Genomic DNA, 18,721 nt, shown 5'->3' with positions numbered 1-18,721 from the left:
AGGGGGATCAGGGGCGCAGGAGGGCCGCCACCTCCAGGTGCCCCTTGACGACCGCGTGCTCGAACGCCGTCATCCCGTCGCGGTCCGCGCGCCGCGGGTCGGCGCCGCCCGCCAGCAGCAGCCGGACGACCTCCTGGTAGGTCTCCGAGCCGTCACCCTCGACGACCGCCGCCAGCAGCGCCGTCAGCCCCTGGTCGTCGGCGTGGTCCACGGCGGCGCCCGCCTCCAGCGCCGCGCGCACGTAGTCGGCGTGGCCGCGCCGGGCGGCCAGGATCAGCACCGTGGCGCCGTCGCGGTTGACGTGGTCGAGGTCGGGCCCGGCGGGCAGCAGCACGCGCAGCATGGGCACGCTGCCCGTCACCCCGGTCACCAGCCACGCCGTGTCGCCCTGGTGGTCGGGCGCGTCGGGGTCGGCGCCGGCCGACACCAGGAGTTGCGCCACGTCCACGTGGTCCGCGGCGGCGGCCAGGAGCAGCGGGGTGCGGCCCCGGGCGTCGCGTGCCTCAAGCCAGGCCCCCTCGGTCACGGCCTCACGCACGGCGACGGCGTCGCCGCTGGCCACGGCCGTCAGCAGTTCCTCGTCGCGCACGCCTGATCCTTTCACGCCGGCGCCCGCCGCTCGCGGCGGGGCCGCCCGGCGCGTCGCCTCCCGGCCGGACCCGCCCCGACCAGCGGCTTCTCCCGAATAGAAGGTCCCATACCCCGGTGGACGGCACGCGGCCGGGGCGGCCGGAAGGGGTTGGGCGCGGACCGGATCAGAGGGTGCGGAACTGGCGGCTGGCCGAGATGGCGCCCGACGTCGTGGTGGTGAAGGTGCGCATCGAGCCGGCGAACTTCGACAGGTCCCACTCCGCCGGCCCGTGGTACCAGTACAGGTTGTCGGCCTGGTGCCCGTTGCCGGTGACCGAGGCGACGATCCGCGACCAGTGCTCCACGCCGTCGAAGATCACCGCGTACGGGAGGTAGCGCGAGAACAGCTCCACCCGGTGCTGCTCCGGCACCTCGCCGAGGTCGCCGGAGAACAGGTACTCGCGGAAGGCCAGCGTGTGCGCCAGTGCCGCCGACCCGCGGGCGGTCTTGGCCGGCATGTACTGCCCGCCCACCGCCAGCGCGCCGCCCGCGATGATCAGCGCCAGCCCGAGCAGCCCGTACGAGGTGAACCAGGCCAGCGCCACGGTCGCCAGCACGCCGACGCCGATGAGCGCCACCCCGGTCATCGTCCACCTGGTGCGCTCGGTGTCGGGCCGGCGGGCGAACCAGCCCTGCCTGACCACGTCGGCGTACAGGGCGTCGCGCACCTTGCCCAGGTGGCCGGCGAACGAGCCGGAGAGCTGCGACAGCAGCACCGCGTCGCGCCCGTCGAAGATCGCGTCGTAGAGCGCCCGCTCGTACGGCAGGAGGGCGGCGGGATGCCCGGCCGGCACCCTGACCAGCATCCAGTCGGGCGCGTCGTACGCCTGGCGGGGCTGCTCGTCGATCCGCAGGAACCCGCGCACGGCCAGGTCCACGATCGTCGCCGTCACGTCGACCACGTCGGCCTGCTCGTCCACGAGCGTGCCGATCTGGCCGGGCCGGACCCCGTCGGGCGGGGAGAAGTGCCCGTTCTGCACGGGCACGCCCTTGTCGTGGTCCTTCTCGTGGGCGACGACCCTGGCGTCGCGCCCGCGCGTCCAGTACAGCAGCCCCAGGCCGCCGAGCAGCAGCACGAGGAGGGCGGCGAGCGCCCCGCCGGTGACGGTGTTCAGCGCGAACGCGGAGGTCAGCGAGAAGCGCCGGTCCAGGATGGGCGCCCCGGCGCTGGCCCCCTTGGGGTAGGCCACGACGACGGTGAGCGCCTGCCCGGGGGCGAGGTTCTCCTGTTCGAACTCGGCCGAGGTGCCGGTGTGGTCCATGGCGGCGGTGGTGCAGCCGACGGCCGAGGTCAGCTCCCCGGCGAAGCACGACAGGCTCTGCACCAGGCCCGGCCCGGCGACCTTGACCGTGGCCTTGGCGACGGGGACGCTCCATCCGTTGACCGCGAACCACCGCATCTCCTGCACGGTCCCGGCGGGCGTCACGGTGCCCTTGACGTCGTACTCGACGGTGGCGGGCGCCGTGACGGCGAGCTCGTCGCCGGACAGCTTGCCGCCCTTGACGCCCGTGATCTGGTAGAGCCGGTCGTCGGCGTCGTCGTGGCGGGTGCGGGTGAGGAACGTCCGGCGCAGCGCCCCCGTCGCGCCGGAGATCTTCTCGGTGACGTGCAGAGTGCCGTCCTTGCGGAGGGTCATCGTGATCTCGTCGGTCATCCCCGCGTGGGCGGCCTGGGCCGGGGCCGGGGTGATCGTGAGGATCGTCGCCGCCAGGGCGGCCGGCCCCAGAACGGCGGCGCTCGTGGCGGCCAGCGCGCGCCTGAATCCCGTCATGGCCGGACATCGTAGCGGCAACCGGCCCACCGGCTCGGGGGCCCGACTCGCCTTTGAACGAGTTGTTTAAATCATTCTGTTGACATCAACTCGTTCAGCTCGGCATGCTCGTCCCATGTCATCGACCGACGATCCCTTCACGCCCCCGCAGCCGGAGCAGGCGCGGGCGCATCGCGTCCACGCGTCCCTGTTCCGCATCGCCGAGCGGCACGCCTCCACCCAGGAGCAACGGCTCCGGCAGACCCACCCGTCGGCCATCGGGCCGCACGAGGCCGTGCGGCTGGTGGCGTTCCTGCTCAGCGGGGCCGCGCGGCCGGACGACGGAGAGCCGGAGGTGGACCACGCCGACATCACCGCCGCGCTGACCCTCGTCCCGCAGGCGCGCGGGGAGATGGACGAGCTGGAGGCCGGACTTCTCCAGATGGCCCGCGGCCGCGGCATGACCTGGCAGGAGATCGCCTTCGGGCTCGGGCTCGGCACCCCGCAGGCCGCCAGGCAGCGCTACGAGCGGCTGGTCGGCCGGGTCGCCCCGGACGCGGACGACCCCGAGTAAGGACCTTCAGCGGTCGAGGGAGACGGCCGTGGCCGCCCGCCGCACGCTCTCGTCGGAGGCGGCCTCGCCGGGGTTCTCCGTGGCGAGCTCCTGGTTGAGCCGGACGAACTCCCGCATCCGCTCCTCGTACCGGTCGAAGGCGCCCCGCGGGTCCGCGCCCAGCTCGTCCGCCAGCACGTACGCCCCCACCATCGCCAGGCTGGTGCCCTGGCCCGACAGCGGCGAGGCGCAGTAGCCCGCGTCGCCCAGCAGCGTGACCCGCCCCGCGGACCAGCGGTCCATGTGGACCTGGGCCATCGCGTCGAAGTAGAAGTCCTCGGCCTCCCACATCGCCTTCATCAGCCGCGGCGTCTCCCAGCCCAGCGCCGAGCAGTGCTCCTCGATCATCCGCTTCTGCGCCTCGACGTCGCGGTGGTCGTAGGCGAGCGGGCCGGCCCCGAACCCGGCGTTCACCCTGATCGTGGCGTTGCCGGGCGCGCTGTAGACGCCGTAACCGGCGTCGCCCTCGCGGTACCAGATCTGCCAGCGGTCGAGGTCGAGGAAGTTCGGGGCGCTGAAGATGGAGACGTACATGCCGAGGTGGCGGACGAAGCGCGACTCCTCGCCGAACGCCAGCGCGCGGACGTTGGAGTGCAGGCCGTCGGCGCCGACCACGTAGTCGAAACGCCGCCGGTCGCCCCGCTCGAACGTCACGTCCACGCCGCCGGCGTCCTGCTCCAGCGTGGCGATGGAGTCGCCGTGGATCGTCTCCGCGTCGCCGGCCGCGGCGGTGACGATGGCGACGAGGTCCTCGCGCATGATCTCGACGTCGTCGCCGTCGAGCCGGCCGGCGCTGACCGTGCGCTCGGTCGTGCGCATGATCTCGTTGCCGTCGCGGTCGACCATCGACATGCCGAGCATGTGGGTGCGCCGGGCGAGGACCTGCTCCAGAACGCCCATCCGCTCGGCCACGGTGACGGCGGCCCCGCGCAGGTCGACGGCCTGGCCGCCGCGGCGCGGCGCGGTGGCGCGCTCCACGATCGTCACGTCGAAGCCGTGCCGGGCCAGCCAGTACGCGAGGACGGGCCCGCCGATGCCGGCGCCGGAGACGAGAACACTGCTCATGGGGAGGACTCCTGTCTGTCTGGACGGTGTACGCGGCTGAATGTACATCGTATTTTTGATGCGTACAAGCAGGTGAATGTACTATTCTGTACTAGTACAGCGATGACCAGGAGGTTCGATGTCGGCTCCGCCGTACCTGCGGATCGTCGAGGACGTGAAGGCCCGGGTGGCCCGCGGGGAGCTGAAGGAGGGCGACCGGGTGCCCTCGACCCGGCGGCTCGCCCAGGACTGGGGCGTCGCGCTCGCCACCGCCGCCAAGGCCCTCACCGTGCTGGCCCAGGAGGGCGTCGTCAGGGCCGAGCCGCGCGTCGGCACGCTGGTGACCTCATGGCGTCCCGGAGCCGTCGCGGGCGGCCAGGCAGGCGCGCGGCGGGCCGGGGGAGGGGAGCACGAGCTGACGCGGGAGCGCGTCGTCGCCGCGGCCGTCGAGACGGCCGACGCCGAAGGGCTGGCCGCCGTCTCCATGCGCGGCGTCGCCGGGCGGCTCGGCGTGTCCACGATGTCGCTCTACCGGCACGTGCGCGACAAGGACGACCTCGTCGGGCTGATGACCGACGCGGTGATCGGGGAGTTCCCGCTCCCTGACCAGCCGCCGCCCGGCTGGCGGGCGCGGCTGGAGGTCTCCGCGCGCCTGCAGTGGGCCGCCTACCGCAGGCATCCGTGGCTGGCCTGGGTGACCTCGCTCACCCGGCCACGGCCCTCGCCCGGCCTGCTCCGGCACACCGAATGGGCGCTCGCGGCGGTCGACGGCCACGGCCTCGACCCCGACACGATGCTGCAGATCCACATCCTGCTCTACAGCTACGTCCAGGGCATCGCGGCCAACCTGGAGCTGGAGCAGCAGGCCCAGGCCGCCACCGGCCTGACAGACGAGGAGTGGATGGACCGGCACGCCCCGTACCCCACGCTGCTCGCCCGGGGCGGCTATCCCACGTTCGTCAAGGTGGTCGAGGACCTCGGCGGCGACTTCGAGCTCGACCTCGACCGGCTCTTCGAGTTCGGCCTGCGCCCGCTGCTCGACGGGCTGGCGCTGATCATCGAGCGCGGATGAGCGGGGCGCTCAGTCGCAGATCTCGACGCGCACCCGGCGGAAGCCGCGTCCCTTGCTCTCGATCTTGGCGACCCGCAGCCGGCCGATCTGCCGGGTCGAGGCCACGTGGGTGCCGCCGTCGGCCTGCGTGTCCAGCCCCACGATGTCGACGATCCGCACGTCCGTCACCGACTCCGGCACCAGGTTGGACGCGGTGCGGATGATGTCGGGGATAGCGAACGCCTCCGGCCGGGGCAACACCCGCACGTCGATGCGCCGGTCGGCCTGGATCTCGGCGTTGCAGGCGGCCTCCACGGCCTCGCGGAAGCCCGGCGGCACCTCCGGCAGGTTGAAGTCCATGCGGGCCGTGCCGACCGTGCCGCGCTCGGGCACGATCAGGGCGTCCATGTTGCCGCCCGTCACCAGCGAGCCGTAGTCGCGGAAGACCACCCCGCACAGCACGTGCAGCCCCGAGTGGGTGCGCATGAGGGCGGAGCGGCGCTCGTCGGCCACGGCCGCCCGCACTGTCGTGCCCGCGGGCGGGATCGGGTCGCCCTCGGCCGGGATGAGCTGGAGGTCGTCGCCCTTGCGCACGCCCTCGATCCGCGTCTCCACCCCCTGCCAGAGCAGAACTCCGTGATCGGCGGGCTGGCCGCCGCCGCCCGGATAGAATGCGGACCGATCCAAGACGATTCCGTCGGGCGTGGCGTCGAGGACGATGGCCTCGAAGTCGCGAAGGTTCTGGTCGGCCAGTTCGAGCCTTCGCGTACGTCCATGGAGGTCGATGGTCATGGCGGCAGCCTAGAGCTCCTGAGGTGGCGATGCGCGACCTGGTGCGTTCCCCCCTGACCGCATCGGCCGCGCTGTTCCTGGCGATATGTCCCGTCATATCAGCATGTACGGCGAGCGCCATCGCGCCCCCCTCGCAAGCGCCCGGCCACCCGGTGGCCGCCTCCCGAGGGGCCGGCCCGCCCCGGGCGGTCACCTCCGAGCGCTCCAGCGCGTCGTCCACGCGCCGCTCCCTGCCCGCGCCCCCCAGCCGCCGCGAGCCCGGCGCGGCGCCGGTGATGATGGTGCTGGGCGACAGCTTCACCGTCGGCTCGGGCCCCGTGCCCGCCTGGCGGGCCTACGCCTGTCAGGCCGCCCGTCTGCTCGGCTGGCAGCCGGTCGTCGCGGGGGCGGGCGGCACCGGCTACCTCAACCGCGGGCGCGCCGGCCGCACGTTCCAGCAGTCGTACGAGCAGGAGCTGGCCTGGCGTCCGGCCCCGGACGTGCTCGTCGTCTCCGGCGGCCACAACGACCAGCGCTGGAGCACCGCGCAGGTCGGGCGGGCGGCCACCCGGCTGGTGCGCGAGGCGCGGGCGGGCTGGCCCGCCACGCGGATCGTCGTCGTCGGCCCCCTCTGGCTGGAGGCGGTCCCGGACAAGGCGCTGCGCATCCGCGACACCCTGGCCGCGGTCGCCCGGCGGGAGGGCGTGGAGTTCCTCGACCCGCTGAGGCGCCGCTGGGTCACCGGCGACCCGTCGGCCGTGGTGCTGCCCGACGGCGTCCACCCGACGTCCGCCGGGCATCTGATGCTGGCCCGCTGGCTGGCCCGGTCGCTGCGGAGCTAGCGGACCGGAGGGGTCACCAGCCGCCGTAGGGGCCGCCGCCGCGGCCCATGCCCTTGACGGCCGGCTTCACGTCGACGATGTAGACCGTCGCGGCGATCACCGCGGCGATCGAGAAGATGCTCACCGCGCCGAGCCCGATGAACTGCATGCCGCCGACGACGAGGAACGCGGTGAGGAACGACCACGCGCCCGCCAGCGAGAACAGCGTCGCCAGGCCCAGGATGATCAGCCAGATGTTCTTCTTCAGCTTGCCCGCCGCCAGGAACGCGGCAGGCGGCACCCGCAGCGCGTGCACCAGCCCGTAGGCCGACATGCCGAGGATGCCGGCGGAGAGCAGCAGGAAGAGGAAGTTGAGTCCGCCGTTGACGATGTCCATGTGTGCGCTCCGCCTCACGCTCGCGATGAATCGGCTTCAGCCTAATGGCCCGCACCGGCCGCCGAGCACTCCCGGCGCGGACGGACCGGACGAGGGGACCGGCGAGGCGGCCGGAAGACGAAAGGCCCGCCCCCGGTGACGGGGACGGGCCTCACGAGCGGACGGTCAGGCCTTGGCCCGGGTGGTCGTGCGGGTCTTCTTGGCCGGGGTGACCGGGGTGGCGACGGGCGGCTCGGCGGCCTCCGACACCTCCTCCAGCTCCAGCGCGGCCTCGCCGCTCACCTTGCTGACGGCCTTGCGGCCACGGGTGGCGAAGTCCTCGTAGACCACGGAGGCGCGCTGGGTGAGCTGGTCGGCGTAGCCGCGGGCCTTCTCCGGCAGCTCCTTGGCGAGGCCCTCGGCCTTGTCGGCGTAGACGCGGGCCAGCTCGGGCAGGTCCTTGCCGAGGTCGACCCGGCGAGCCTGGAGCTTCTGGAGCTGCTCGGGCAGCTCGCGCAGCTTCTCGACGGCGTAGTCGCCGACGCCGGCCACGGCGTAGAACGGCTTGGAATCGGTGAGCTTCTTGACCTCGGTGGCGAGCGTCATGGGTTAACCTTCCTTGGTTTCCTGGTTGACGGTGCCGTTGCCGGTGGACGCCGCATAGGGCTCAAGAGCGGCGCGAAGCTCCGCCGGCAGCGACTGCTCGTCGTCCGTGACGGAGCCGCTCCGGGGATGAGCATTCTGGGAGGTCTGCTCATCCTCGGCGCGCTTCTCCTTGCGGAACGACTCATAGATATCAATCAGCACCTGGCGTTGCCGCTCGGTGAGATGCGTGTCGGCCCTGATGGCGGTGACGACGTCGCTCGGGGTCTCACGGTCCTCGATGAGGCCGGCCTGCACGTACAGCGCCTGGGCGGAGATGTGCAGACCCTTGGCGATCTGGTTGAGGATCTCCGCGCTCGGCTTGCGCAGGCCGCGCTCGATCTGGCTCAGGTAGGGGTTGGAGACCCCCGCCGCCGCCGCGAGCTGGCGCAGCGAGATCTTCGCCTGCTGCCTCTGCTCGCGGATGTACTCGCCGATCGAGCCGACCTTCGGTAGTGCCATGCCTCCATTGTGCGCCACTCTGCTTGCAATTGCAAACGAAGTGGTGAACGCCAGCAAGCGTCAGAGCTGGTAGATCCAGAGGAACGGCGTGGACGTGACCAACGTCACGGACAGCGCGACGGCGCCGTACCGGAGGCTCACCGGCAGCTCCGGCGCCGGCTTGAGCAGCCGGTCGACCCGGGCCATGAGGTTGTGGGTGCCGACGCCGAGCATGCCGTGCGGGGTCGGCATGGCGCCGGCCGTGCCGAACCTGAGCAGCGCGGTCGCGAGCCGGCGCGGCGAGCAGTAGCGGCGGGCGCGGTCGTCGGCGGCCATCTCGATGAGCAGCTCCACCTGGGCCTGCGCGTCACGGACCACCTTCGACCAGGGCAGCGCCCGGCGCAGCGCCGCGAACGGCAGCAGCACCAGGTCGTGCCGCTCGCGCACGTGGGCCGCCTCGTGGGCGAGCACGGCGGCCATCTCGTCCTTCGACAGCAAGCTCAGCGCGCCCTGGCTGACCACGACCTGCGAGCGCAGCCCCGGCACGCAGTAGGCGGCGGCGCTCGGGTGGTCGAGCACGCGCACGCCCGGCAGCACCGGGTCGTCGTGGGAGATCAGGGCCAGCAGGGTGCGGTGGCGGTGACGGGCCCGCAGGGTCTGCACGCCCGCGGTGAGCAGGACCGCGACCAGCACGGCCAGCGCGGTGAGGCCGGCGACCATCGCCACCACGTGCAGCGCGTCCCACGGCTCGCGCGGCGAGCGGCCGGTGGCGAAGGAGACCAGCCCGTGCAGCACGCCCTCGCCGTACGGCTGGACGGCGAAGGCCAGCATCGCGCCGGTCGAGGCCAGGCCCCAGGAGACGCCGAGGGCCTGCCAGAGGAGGATCGCGGTCTTGGGGGCCCGGGAGGTCCAGCGGGCCGTGGTGAAGCACCAGGAGCCGAGCCCGCACGCCGTGGCGAGCGCTGCCAGCACCGCTGCCGTGGTCACTCGTCCTCCAGCTCCGTGAGGGCTCTTCGCAGGATCTCCGCCTCGGGGCCGGAGACGCCCTGGGCGAAGCGGGTGAGGGCGGCCGAGCGGTCGCCCGTCATGTCGAGCGCTTCCAGCATAAGCTCCGCGACGTACGCGTCGCGTGACGCGGCGGGCGCGTACCGCCATGCGCGGCCGTCGCGGGTGCGGTGGAGGAACCCCTTGCGGGTGAGACGGTCGAGAACGGTCATGACCGTGGTCGGGGCGAGGTCGCGGTCGGCGATGAGCCGGCCGACCTCGCGGGCGGTGAGCGCCGCGCTCTGCGCCCAGAGGATGTCCATGATGCTGCGTTCGAGCTCGCCGAGACCCTTCACACGCTCCAGCGTAGTACTACGACCTGTCGAGCACGCATCCGGACGTCGTGAGACCTCCGGCACATCGGTGCACAAGATCCTCACCGAATGGCAAGAAACACCGCAAAGAGGTCAGTGCCTCAGGGGCGCGACGGCCTGCCACGGCAGCGTGACCTCGCCCAGCCGCCACCGGGCCACTCCGCCGAGCGGCGCCTGACGCGGGATCGGCCACGTGCGGGCCAGCATGGTCACCGCCGCCAGCCACCGCTGCCGGAGCCCGTGCGCCCCGTACGGCGCGCAGACCGCCCACGCGTGGTCGAAGTCGCGCAGGAAGGTATGAATGCGCTCACCCGGGACGTTGCGGTGGATGAGCGTCTTGGGCAGCCGCTCGGCCAGGTCGGAGGGCCGTTCGAAGGCGTCGAAGCGGGCCGAGAACGTGAGCGTGCGCGGCCCCTCGGCGGTCAGCCCGGCCCAGACCGCGCGGTGGCCCACCTCGGAGCAGGTGCCCTCGACCAGGACCCCGCCGGGGGCCAGCCGGGCGCGCAGCAGGTCCCAGTAGTGCCACGCCTCCTCCTCGTCGTACTGCCGCAGCACGTTGAACGCGCGCACCAGCACCGGCGGCCGCGGCACGGGCAGTTCGAAACCGCCGAGCGCGAAGCTCAGCCCCGGCCGCTCGTACGGCTTGGCCAGCGCCACCCGTGCCGGGTCGATCTCGATGCCCGTGACCTCGACGTCGGGCCGGATCCGGCGCAGCCGCGTGAACAGCTCCAGCGTCGTCACGTGCGAGGCGCCGTAGCCGAGATCCACGACCAGGGGCCGCTCGGCGCCGCGCAGCAGGCCGCCGTGGGCCGCGGCGATCCACCGGTCGGCCCGCCGCAGCCGGTTCTGGCCGGTGGTGCCCCGGGTGATCGAGCCGACGGGCCGGCCCGCCGGCCCGGCCGGCCTAGCCACTGACGCGGTGGACCTTGTGCTGTGCGGCCTGCGCGCGGGGGCGCATGACGATGCGGTCGATGTTGACGTGGGACGGGCGGGTGACGGTCCAGGCGATCGCGTCGGCCACGTCGTCGGCGGTCAGCGGGTCGGGCACGCCCTCGTAGACCCGGGCGGCGGCCGTCTCGTCGCCCCGGAACCGGTTGACCGCGAACCCCTCGGTGCGCACCATGCCGGGGGCGATCTCCACCACCCGCACCGGCTGCCCGACCAGCTCCAGCCGCAGCGTGCCGGCCATGGACGACTGGGCGTGCTTGGCCGCGACGTAACCGCCGCCGCCCTCGTAGGGCACCATGCCGGCGGTCGAGGTGAGCAGCACGACCACGCCGTCGCCCGACTCGACCAGCTTGGGCAGCAGCGCCTGGGTCACGCGCAGCGTGCCCAGCACGTTCGTGTCGAACATCGCCTGCCAGTCGTCGATCCGTCCCTCGGCGAGGGACTCCACGCCGAGCGCGCCGCCCGCGTTGTTGACGAGCACGTCGCAGCGCTCCAGCGCGGCGGCCAGCTCGTTTACCGACTCCTGCGAGGTCACGTCGAGGGTGACGGGCCTGATCGCGGGCAGCTCCTCGGCCAGCCGCTCCAGCCGGTCGCGCCGTCTGGCGCCCGCCACCACGTCGTAACCCTCGGCGGCGAGGCGCCGCGCCGTCGCCTCGCCGATGCCGCTGCTCGCACCGGTCACCACAGCCGTTCTCCTCATGGGCCACATCCTGCCAGGACCGCGCGCCCGCCCTCGGCCGAGACCACATGTCGGGAACGCCGGTGGATTCCGGCCCCCCGCATCGCCCCATGACGGCACGCAGGACCCCGGCCGAGAGGACATGTCGGGAATGCCGGAAAATTCTGTTTGGTTGGTTTCGTTTTGGGAGGTGATGTCGGGTGAGGCGACGGCCGGTGAACCGGGTCGCGACGATCAGCATGCACACGTCACCGCTGGACCAGCCCGGCACGGGCGACGCCGGCGGCATGAACGTCTACATCGTCGAGTCCGCCAAGCGGCTCGCCCAGCTCGGCGTGGAGGTGGACATCTTCACCCGCGCCACCGCCGGCGACCTGCCGCCGGTGACCGAGCTCGCCCCCGGCGTCCTCGTCCGCCACCTCACGGCCGGGCCGTACGAGGAGCTCGACCGCGCCGACATGCCGAGCCAGCTCTGCGCGTTCCTGTCCGGAGTGCTGCGCACCGAGGCCATGTACGACCCCGGCCGCTACGACGTCATCCACTCCCACTACTGGCTGTCGGGCCAGGTCGGCTGGCTGGCCAAGGAGCGCTGGGGCGTCCCGCTCGTGCACACCATGCACACCATGGCCAAGGTCAAGAACCTCCTGCTGGCCCGCGACGACCGCCCGGAGCCGCAGGCCCGCGTGGTCGGCGAGGAGCAGGTCGTCGAGATCGCCGACCGGCTCGTCGCCAACACCGCCGACGAGGCCCAGGAGCTCATCGACCTGTACGGGGCGCCCGAGGAACGCGTCGCCGTCGTGAACCCCGGCGTCAACCTCACCGTCTTCCAGCCCGCCTCCAAGGGCGCCGCCCGCCACCGGCTCGGCCTGCCCCAGGACGCCCACGTGCTGCTCTTCGTCGGCCGCATCCAGCCGTTGAAGGCCCCCGACGTGCTGCTGCGCGCCGCCTCCCGCATGCTCATCGAGGACCCGTCGCTGCGCGAGCGCCTGATCGTCGCCTGCGTGGGCGGCCCGTCGGGCAACGGCCTGGCCCGGCCCGCGCTCCTCGTCGAGCTGGCCGCCGAACTGGGCATCTCCGACGTGGTGCGGCTCGTGCCGCCCGCCCCGCAGGAGGAGCTGGCCGACTGGTACCGCGCCGCCGACGTCACGGTCGTGCCGTCGTACAGCGAGTCGTTCGGGCTGGTCGCGCTGGAGTCGCAGGCGTGCGGCACGCCCGTCGCGGCGGCCGCCGTCGGCGGGCTGCGCACGGCCGTGCGCGACGGCGTGTCGGGCGTGCTCGTGGACGGCCACGACGCCCACGAGTGGTCGCGGGCGCTGCGCCGCTTCGTCACCTCGCCGCGCTGGCGCGAGCACCTGTCGGCGGGCGCGCGCACGCACGCCGCCGCCTTCGGCTGGCAGGCCACCGCCGCGCACCTCAAGGACGTCTACGCCGAGGCCGTCGCCCACCTGCACCGGCTGCCCCTCGCGATCAACTCCTAGGGCTCCGGCTCGTAAGGTGTACGGCATGCGCGATGTCGTCGAAGCCGCGCTCAAGGCCGCGGACGTCTCCTACGACGAGCCCCGGCCCGGAGCCTTCCTGGTGAAGCTGCCGGGCCAGCACAAGCTGGCCACCATGACCTGGCTGATCGTCGGCGAGCAGGTGCTGCACGTCGAGGCGTTCTTCTGCCGTCAGCCGGACGAGAACCACGCCGAGTTCTACAAGTGGCTGCTGGGCCGCAACGGCGGCATGTACGGCGTGCACTTCTCCGTCGACTCCGTGGGCGACGTCTACCTCGTGGGGCGGGTGCCGCTCGCGGCCGTCACCGACGACGAGATCGACCGCCTCCTCGGCTGCGTGCTGACCTACTCCGACGACTGGTTCGACCGGGCGCTGGAGCTGGGGTTCGCCTCGTCGATCCGGCGCGAGTGGGAGTGGCGGGCCAAGCGCGGTGAGTCGCTGGCCAACCTCCAGGCGTTCGCCCGCTTCGCCGACCCCGGGCGTACGGACGACTGAGAATCCGCGGCCGGGCGCGCGAGCACCTGGCCCGGCGGCGTTTTGGAGCAGGCCCCTAGGATTGTCCGCATGGCGACTTTGGTGCTGCTGCGGCACGGCGAGAGCGACTGGAACGCGAAGGGCCTGTTCACCGGCTGGGTTGACGTCAGCCTGTCGGCCAAGGGCGAGGACGAGGCCCGCCGGGGCGGAAGGCTCCTGGTGGAGGCCGGGCTGCGGCCCGACGTGGTCCACACCAGCCTGCTGACCAGGGCCATCCAGACGGCCCAGCTCGCGCTCGGCGAGGCCGACCTGCTGTGGCTGCCGGTGCGCCGCTCCTGGCGGCTCAACGAGCGCCACTACGGCGCACTCCAGGGCAAGAACAAGGCGCAGACGCGAGAGGAGTTCGGCGACGAGCAGTTCATGCTGTGGCGCCGCTCCTACGACGTGCCGCCGCCCCCGATCGCCGACGACGACGAGTACTCCCAGGCGGGCGACGCGCGGTACGCGCTGCTGCCGCCGGAGCTCAGGCCGCGCACGGAGTGCCTGAAGGACGTCGTGGACCGCATGCTGCCGTACTGGTACGACGCGATCGTCCCCGACCTCGCGGCCGGCCGCACGGTGCTCGTGGCCGCGCACGGCAACTCGCTGCGCGCGCTGGTCAAGCACCTCGACGGCATCGGCGACGAGGAGATCGCGGGCCTGAACATCCCGACGGGCATCCCGCTGCGCTACGAGCTCGACGAGTCGTTCCGGCCGCTGCGGCGGGGCGGCGAGTACCTCGACCCCGACGCGGCGGCGGCGGCCATCCAGGCGGTCGCCAACCAGGGGCGCTGAGAACGCCCCGGATCCGAGAACGACCGATGCCGGCCCGGTGACTCCGGGCCGGCATCGGAAGACGGCGTCCCAGGCTCGGGAGACGGCGTCTCAGGGGTCTCAGGGGTCTCAGGGGTCTCAGGTGGGGACGACGGCGTCTCAGGCGGGGCGCGAGCCCGTCACCAGGTAGACCACGGCGCTCGCGACGCGCACCGCGTGGTCGGCGTACCGCTCGTAGTAGCGGCCGATGAGCGTGATGTCGATGGCCGGCTCCACGCCGTGCGCCCAGTCCTTGGCCAGGATCGTCCGGAACAGCCTGCGGTGCAGCCGGTCCATGGCGTCGTCGTCCTGGTCGAGCTCCAGGGCCGAGTCCACGTCGCGCGAGGCGATGCAGCTCCCGGCCTTGGTGACCAGGTTCTCGGCGATCTGCCCCATCTCGACGATCGTGGAGCGGGCCTCGGCCGGGATCGCCGACTCGGGATGGCGCAGCCGCGCCACCTTGGCCACGTGGACCGCCAGGTCGCCCATCCGCTCCAGGTCGGTGCCCATGCGCAGCGCCGTGATGACCATCCGCAGGTCCACCGCGACCGGCTGCTGGCGGGCCATCAGTTCGAAGATCGTCGTCTCGACGTCCTCGAAGATGCCGTTCACCTCCGCGTCACGGGAGATGACGCTCTCCGCGAGCTGCAGGTCGGAGTCCAGCAGGGCGGTCGTGGCCCGGGAGATGGCCGAGCGGACAAGCCTGGTCATCTCGACCAGCTTGTCGGTCAGGGAATCAAGATCCTCATGGTACGCATCGCGCATGCCGTCACCGTATGTGTGCGCCGATGAACGAACTCCGACCGTCAGATGAACTTTCCGGGAAAGGGCCGTTCATCCCCTGGTGAGAGGAGTGTCGCGCGAAATCGTCCGCCTACCATCGATGACATGAGTGAGATGGCCATGAGCTTCGCGGCCCTGGCCGGCTTCGTCGTGGGGGCAGTCGCGGTCCTGTTCTACCGCAACCAGATCGAGAGCCCCAGGCGTGCCGCCGCGGCCGAGGTGCCGGACCCGGGCGCGCTGCCACAGGGCGTCGCGTCGGTGCTGGCCGTACTGCCCTCCTCGGCCGTCGTCCTCGACGCGCACGACCGCGTGCTGCGCGCCAGCTCGGCCGCCCGCGCGTTCGGGCTGGTCAAGGGCGAGAGGCTGATGGCCGCCGAACTGCTCGCCCTCGCCCGGCAGGTACGCAGGGACGGCGAGATCAGGGAGAGCGAGATCGACGTCGCCGGCCACAAGTTCGGCCAGGAGACCACCAGCTTCGCGGTGCGCGTGGCGCCCCTCGGCTCGTACGGGCAGGTGCTGGTGCTCGCCGAGGACCAGACCGAGCGGCGCCGGGTCGAGGCGGTCCGCCGCGACTTCGTCGCCAACGTCAGCCACGAGCTCAAGACGCCCGTGGGCGCCCTGAGCCTGCTCGCCGAGACCATCCAGGACGCCGCCGACGACCCCGTGGCGGTCACCCGTTTCGCCGGCCGCATGCAGCACGAGGCGGCCCGGCTCACCTACCTCGTCCAGGACCTCATCACGCTGAGCCGCATCCAGGGCGCCGAACCCATCCCGACCCCCGGCCAGGTGGCGATCGACGAGGCGATCCACGACGCCATCGACCGCTGCAACACCCGCGCCAGCGCCAAGGACATCACGCTGGCCACCGGCGGCGCCGAGGGGCTGCGCATCTGGGGCGACGACGAGCTGCTCGTCACCGCCCTGCGCAACCTCATCGACAACGCCATCGCCTACAGCCCCGAGCACACCCGCGTCGTCGTCAGCGTCAGACCCGCCGGCGACTCCGTCGAGATCAGCGTCAGCGACCAGGGCATCGGCATCCCGGAGGAGTCGCTGGAGCGCATCTTCGAGCGCTTCTTCCGCGTCGACGCGGCTCGCTCGCGCGCGACCGGCGGCACCGGCCTCGGCCTGGCGATCGTCAAGCACGTCGCCGTCGCCCACGCCGGCGAGGTCTCCGTCTGGAGCAAGGAAGGCTCCGGCTCCACCTTCACGCTTCGGCTGCCCGCCTTCGGCGGCACGGCCGTACCAGTACAACCCGCGAGTCCCCTGGAGGCGGCCCGATGACCCGAGTGCTGGTGGTGGAGGACGAGGAGTCCTTCTCCGACGCGCTGTCCTACATGCTGCGCAAGGAGGGCTTCGAGGTCTCCGTGGCGGCCACCGGTCCCGAGGCGCTCGAGACGTTCGACCGCAACGGCGCCGACCTGGTGCTGCTCGACCTCATGCTGCCCGGCCTGCCCGGCACCGAGGTGTGCCGGTCGCTGCGGCAGCGCTCCAAGGTGCCGGTGATCATGCTGACCGCCAAGGACAGCGAGATCGACAAGGTCGTGGGCCTGGAGCTGGGCGCAGACGACTACGTCACCAAGCCGTTCTCCTCCCGGGAGCTCGTGGCGCGCATCCGCGCGGTGCTGCGGCGGCAGGGCGACCCCGTGGAGGAGCTGGAGACCGCCGTGCTCGCGGTCGGCCCGGTCCGCATGGACGTCGACCGGCACGTCGTCGCCGTGCGGGGAGAGCAGGTGCAGCTCCCGCTGAAGGAGTTCGAGCTGCTGGAGGTGCTGCTGCGCAACGCCGGCCGGGTGCTGACGCGCGGGCAGCTCATCGACCGGGTCTGGGGCGCCGACTACGTGGGCGACACCAAGACGCTGGACGTCCACGTCAAGCGGCTGCGCGCGAAGATCGAGGCCGACCCGTCCAACCCGCGGTGCATCCTGACGGTGCGGGGGCTCGGCTACAAGTTCGACTCCGCCGACGCCTGACCGCGCCTGCTTCTGCGCCCGGGCGGCGACACGCCCGGACGCGCGAAACCCCGGCCGTTCGCACGGACCGGGGTTTCGCGTCTCGAAACGCTGAGTGGGGTCAGTGCTCACCCTCGCTCGCCGTGGCGGACGGCGTCGGGGTGGGCGTGGGGGCGGCGGTGGCGCCGGGGGCCGCCGGGTAGTCCTTGAACTCGCGGCTGCGCGTGACCACAGGCACGTTCATGGAGACGACCCCGGCGTTGGCGAACGTGAGGTCCAGCCGGACCGTCTCGCCGCCCCTGAGGCTCTTGGCGAGGCTCTCCAGGATGAGCTGGGGCGTCGGCTTGCCGGTGTTGACGAGCTGGTTGGGCGGAAGCTGGATCGGCGTGGCCACCTTCACCGTGCCGAGCGAGCCCGCGGAGACGGCCGTGAGGGTGTCGGGCGTGCCGGTCGTGTTGATGATGTTCAGGTAGATCGGGGCGGAGCCGCGCCACGCGAGCTGGGCGCCGGAATCGGGACCGAGGATGAACGCCTGGGGGATCTGGACGCCACGCGGCGAGCCGTACTTGCCCTGCTCGATGAGGACTCCGGCCTCGTTGGGGGCGTACGGCTTGTTGGTGTTGGCGCCGAATCCAGCCGAACAGCCGGCAAGAACGGGAGCTGCCAGGAGCGCGGCGGCGGCGACAATCCAGCGACGGCTGGTCACGGGCGGGTTCTCCTTGGTTCGCGCGTGCGTGATGGTGCAGCGCCTACCATATCGACCTGTTTCCATGGTCATTTCACGACCCCGCAGGTCATTAGCCGTGCAGGCATATGCGATTCATACAGTTGACCACTTGTCAACCCCTAATATGCGGCTTTGACCTGCAGTTATGGTGATTTCACTGTTCCGGGAGGCTGTGAACGCGTGGTACCCTGGAGTACAGCGGAAGGGGTACTTGTCACATGACTTTCCAGGTCGGCGACACTGTCGTCTACCCCCACCATGGGGCTGCTCGGATCGAGGCAATCACCAAGCGATCCATCAAGGGTGAGGAAAAGACCTACCTGGTGCTCAAGGTCGACAAGGGCGACCTTACCGTCCAGGTGCCAGCAGAAAACGCCGAACTCGTCGGCGTGCGTGATGTAGTGGGCCAGGAAGGCCTCGAGCGGGTTTTCGACGTCCTCCGGATGCCGCACACGGAGGAGCCGACCAACTGGTCCCGCCGCTACAAGGCCAATCTCGAGAAGCTCGCGTCGGGGGACGTCAACAAGGTCGCCGAGGTCGTCCGCGACCTGTGGCGGAGGGACCGCGAGCGCGGCCTTTCCGCCGGTGAGAAGCGCATGCTCGCCAAGGCGCGCCAGATCCTGGTGAGCGAGCTCGCGCTCGCCGAGAAGACCAACGAGGACAAGGCCGAGGCCCTGCTCGACGAGGTTCTCAACTCCTGAACACGGACATTCCGCGGGTGGGCGTCGGTGTCGACGTCCACCCGTTCGCATCCGGGCGGGAGCTGCACCTCGCCGGCCTGCACTGGCCGGGCGAGACGGGTCTCGCCGGTCACTCCGACGGCGACGCCGCCGCCCACGCGGCCTGCGACGCGCTGTTGTCCGCCGCCGGCCTCGGCGACGTGGGCGGCCTGTTCGGCACCGCCGATCCTCGCTGGGCCGGCGCCTCGGGCATCGCCCTGCTGGAGGAGACGGCCCGCAAGGTCCGCGCCGCCGGGTTCGAGATCGGCAACGTCGCGCTCCAGGTCGTCGGCAACCGGCCCAAGCTCGCGCCGCGCCGCGCCGAGGCCGAGAAGACGCTGTCGGCCGCCGTCGGCGCGCCCGTGAGCGTCAGCGCCACCACCACCGACGGGCTCGGCCTCACCGGCCGCGGTGAGGGAGTCGCCGCCATCGCCACCGCTCTCGTGGTCAACCACTCCACCTCCTCGGGCGTCTCCTAGTACGGACGCGGTCGAGGGGCGTCCACGGCGGGCGCCTGAGCGCCGGTGTCGGAGCCGCTCCACCCGCCATGCCGACCGAGGCGACGGTCCGTCACTGGCGCGGTACGGACCGT

Annotated in this window: 23 protein-coding genes; 10 read left to right on the top strand and 13 right to left on the bottom strand. The window is 72.1% G+C overall.

Annotated elements, in window-relative coordinates; genetic code table 11:
• Positions 1-7 precede the first annotated feature (7 nt).
• Positions 8-589 (bottom strand): ankyrin repeat domain-containing protein, encoded by a 582-nt coding sequence (locus HD595_RS12415; protein ID WP_253768612.1) that lies wholly within the window; start codon positions 587-589, stop codon positions 8-10.
• A 166-nt stretch (positions 590-755) separates the two neighbouring features.
• Positions 756-2,402 (bottom strand): DUF2207 domain-containing protein, encoded by a 1,647-nt coding sequence (locus tag HD595_RS12410; protein WP_253768610.1) that lies wholly within the window; start codon positions 2,400-2,402, stop codon positions 756-758.
• 115 nt (positions 2,403-2,517) lie between these two features.
• Here HD595_RS12410 and HD595_RS12405 point away from each other — a divergent pair, with 115 nt between their 5' ends.
• Positions 2,518-2,955 (top strand): DNA-binding protein, encoded by a 438-nt coding sequence (locus HD595_RS12405; RefSeq protein ID WP_253768609.1) that lies wholly within the window; start codon positions 2,518-2,520, stop codon positions 2,953-2,955.
• Positions 2,956-2,961: 6 nt separating this feature from the next.
• Here the strand turns inward: HD595_RS12405 and HD595_RS12400 are convergent, their stop codons facing one another.
• Positions 2,962-4,059 (bottom strand): FAD-dependent monooxygenase, encoded by a 1,098-nt coding sequence (locus HD595_RS12400; protein WP_253768608.1) that lies wholly within the window; start codon positions 4,057-4,059, stop codon positions 2,962-2,964.
• Positions 4,060-4,177: 118 nt separating this feature from the next.
• Here HD595_RS12400 and HD595_RS12395 point away from each other — a divergent pair, with 118 nt between their 5' ends.
• Positions 4,178-5,110: a TetR/AcrR family transcriptional regulator gene (locus tag HD595_RS12395; protein ID WP_253768606.1), complete on the top strand. Its 933-nt coding sequence runs from the start codon at positions 4,178-4,180 to the stop codon at positions 5,108-5,110.
• Positions 5,111-5,119: 9 nt separating this feature from the next.
• Here HD595_RS12395 and HD595_RS12390 read toward each other — a convergent pair whose 3' ends face one another.
• On the bottom strand, positions 5,120-5,881 hold the full coding sequence (locus HD595_RS12390; RefSeq protein WP_253768605.1) for an alanyl-tRNA editing protein: 762 nt from the start codon (positions 5,879-5,881) through the stop codon (positions 5,120-5,122).
• Positions 5,882-5,910: 29 nt separating this feature from the next.
• Here HD595_RS12390 and HD595_RS12385 point away from each other — a divergent pair, with 29 nt between their 5' ends.
• Positions 5,911-6,702: an SGNH/GDSL hydrolase family protein gene (locus tag HD595_RS12385; protein ID WP_253781141.1), complete on the top strand. Its 792-nt coding sequence runs from the start codon at positions 5,911-5,913 to the stop codon at positions 6,700-6,702.
• A gap of 13 nt (positions 6,703-6,715) precedes the next feature.
• Here HD595_RS12385 and HD595_RS12380 read toward each other — a convergent pair whose 3' ends face one another.
• The 7 genes from HD595_RS12380 to HD595_RS12350 all read right to left on the bottom strand — a co-directional run bounded on the left by HD595_RS12380 (position 6,716) and on the right by HD595_RS12350 (position 11,146).
• Positions 6,716-7,078 carry a DUF2516 family protein gene (locus HD595_RS12380; RefSeq protein WP_253768603.1) on the bottom strand — a complete coding sequence of 121 codons (363 nt, stop codon included), beginning with the start codon at positions 7,076-7,078 and terminating at the stop codon, positions 6,716-6,718.
• Positions 7,079-7,243: 165 nt separating this feature from the next.
• The gene (locus HD595_RS12375; protein WP_253768601.1) at positions 7,244-7,663 is read right to left on the bottom strand and encodes a hypothetical protein; all 420 of its coding nucleotides are present in this window, start codon (positions 7,661-7,663) and stop codon (positions 7,244-7,246) included.
• A 3-nt stretch (positions 7,664-7,666) separates the two neighbouring features.
• Positions 7,667-8,161 carry a helix-turn-helix domain-containing protein gene (locus HD595_RS12370; RefSeq protein WP_301309493.1) on the bottom strand — a complete coding sequence of 165 codons (495 nt, stop codon included), beginning with the start codon at positions 8,159-8,161 and terminating at the stop codon, positions 7,667-7,669.
• A 60-nt stretch (positions 8,162-8,221) separates the two neighbouring features.
• Complete coding sequence (locus HD595_RS12365) at positions 8,222-9,127, bottom strand: M56 family metallopeptidase (protein ID WP_253768599.1); 906 nt, start codon at positions 9,125-9,127, stop codon at positions 8,222-8,224.
• The gene (locus HD595_RS12360; RefSeq protein ID WP_308211124.1) at positions 9,124-9,480 is read right to left on the bottom strand and encodes a BlaI/MecI/CopY family transcriptional regulator; all 357 of its coding nucleotides are present in this window, start codon (positions 9,478-9,480) and stop codon (positions 9,124-9,126) included. The genes HD595_RS12365 and HD595_RS12360 overlap by 4 nt, the downstream gene beginning before the upstream one ends.
• Before the next feature lie 111 nt (positions 9,481-9,591).
• Positions 9,592-10,410 (bottom strand): class I SAM-dependent methyltransferase, encoded by an 819-nt coding sequence (locus HD595_RS12355; protein WP_253768597.1) that lies wholly within the window; start codon positions 10,408-10,410, stop codon positions 9,592-9,594.
• Positions 10,403-11,146 carry an SDR family NAD(P)-dependent oxidoreductase gene (locus HD595_RS12350; RefSeq protein WP_253768596.1) on the bottom strand — a complete coding sequence of 248 codons (744 nt, stop codon included), beginning with the start codon at positions 11,144-11,146 and terminating at the stop codon, positions 10,403-10,405. Before HD595_RS12350 ends, HD595_RS12355 begins: the two co-directional genes overlap by 8 nt.
• A gap of 218 nt (positions 11,147-11,364) precedes the next feature.
• On the opposite strand from HD595_RS12350, the gene mshA reads away from it, so the two are divergent.
• The 3 genes from mshA to HD595_RS12335 all read left to right on the top strand — a co-directional run bounded on the left by mshA (position 11,365) and on the right by HD595_RS12335 (position 13,930).
• Positions 11,365-12,603 carry a D-inositol-3-phosphate glycosyltransferase gene (gene mshA, locus HD595_RS12345; protein WP_253781137.1) on the top strand — a complete coding sequence of 413 codons (1,239 nt, stop codon included), beginning with the start codon at positions 11,365-11,367 and terminating at the stop codon, positions 12,601-12,603.
• Positions 12,604-12,628: 25 nt separating this feature from the next.
• Positions 12,629-13,117: a type III secretion system chaperone family protein gene (locus tag HD595_RS12340; RefSeq protein ID WP_253768594.1), complete on the top strand. Its 489-nt coding sequence runs from the start codon at positions 12,629-12,631 to the stop codon at positions 13,115-13,117.
• A 69-nt stretch (positions 13,118-13,186) separates the two neighbouring features.
• Positions 13,187-13,930 (top strand): phosphoglyceromutase, encoded by a 744-nt coding sequence (locus HD595_RS12335; RefSeq protein WP_253768593.1) that lies wholly within the window; start codon positions 13,187-13,189, stop codon positions 13,928-13,930.
• A gap of 138 nt (positions 13,931-14,068) precedes the next feature.
• On the opposite strand, the gene phoU is transcribed toward HD595_RS12335, so the two are convergent.
• Entirely contained in the window at positions 14,069-14,713 is a 645-nt protein-coding gene (gene phoU / locus HD595_RS12330) for a phosphate signaling complex protein PhoU (RefSeq protein ID WP_175595664.1), read from the bottom strand.
• Between the two features lie 132 nt (positions 14,714-14,845).
• On the opposite strand from phoU, the gene HD595_RS12325 reads away from it, so the two are divergent.
• Positions 14,846-16,015 (top strand): sensor histidine kinase, encoded by a 1,170-nt coding sequence (locus HD595_RS12325; RefSeq protein ID WP_420540753.1) that lies wholly within the window; start codon positions 14,846-14,848, stop codon positions 16,013-16,015.
• Positions 16,012-16,704, top strand: a complete 693-nt coding sequence (locus HD595_RS12320) for a response regulator transcription factor (RefSeq protein WP_253768590.1) — start codon at positions 16,012-16,014, stop codon at positions 16,702-16,704. The genes HD595_RS12325 and HD595_RS12320 overlap by 4 nt, the downstream gene beginning before the upstream one ends.
• A 100-nt stretch (positions 16,705-16,804) precedes the next feature.
• On the opposite strand, the gene HD595_RS12315 is transcribed toward HD595_RS12320, so the two are convergent.
• Positions 16,805-17,389 (bottom strand): copper chaperone PCu(A)C domain-containing protein, encoded by a 585-nt coding sequence (locus HD595_RS12315; protein ID WP_253768588.1) that lies wholly within the window; start codon positions 17,387-17,389, stop codon positions 16,805-16,807.
• Positions 17,390-17,628: 239 nt separating this feature from the next.
• Between HD595_RS12315 and HD595_RS12310 the strand changes: the two genes are divergently transcribed.
• Both HD595_RS12310 and ispF read left to right on the top strand, forming a co-directional pair.
• Positions 17,629-18,111 carry a CarD family transcriptional regulator gene (locus HD595_RS12310; RefSeq protein ID WP_043624891.1) on the top strand — a complete coding sequence of 161 codons (483 nt, stop codon included), beginning with the start codon at positions 17,629-17,631 and terminating at the stop codon, positions 18,109-18,111.
• A 17-nt stretch (positions 18,112-18,128) separates the two neighbouring features.
• Positions 18,129-18,608, top strand: coding sequence for a 2-C-methyl-D-erythritol 2,4-cyclodiphosphate synthase (ispF, locus tag HD595_RS12305; RefSeq protein WP_253768586.1), 480 nt, complete (start codon positions 18,129-18,131; stop codon positions 18,606-18,608).
• Positions 18,609-18,721 lie beyond the last annotated feature (113 nt).

Source organism: Nonomuraea roseoviolacea subsp. carminata (assembly GCF_024172185.1).
Lineage (GTDB): Bacteria > Actinomycetota > Actinomycetes > Streptosporangiales > Streptosporangiaceae > Nonomuraea > Nonomuraea roseoviolacea.
Note: the sequence above shows the minus strand (reverse complement) of the source record. Positions and strands in the feature narration are given on the sequence as shown.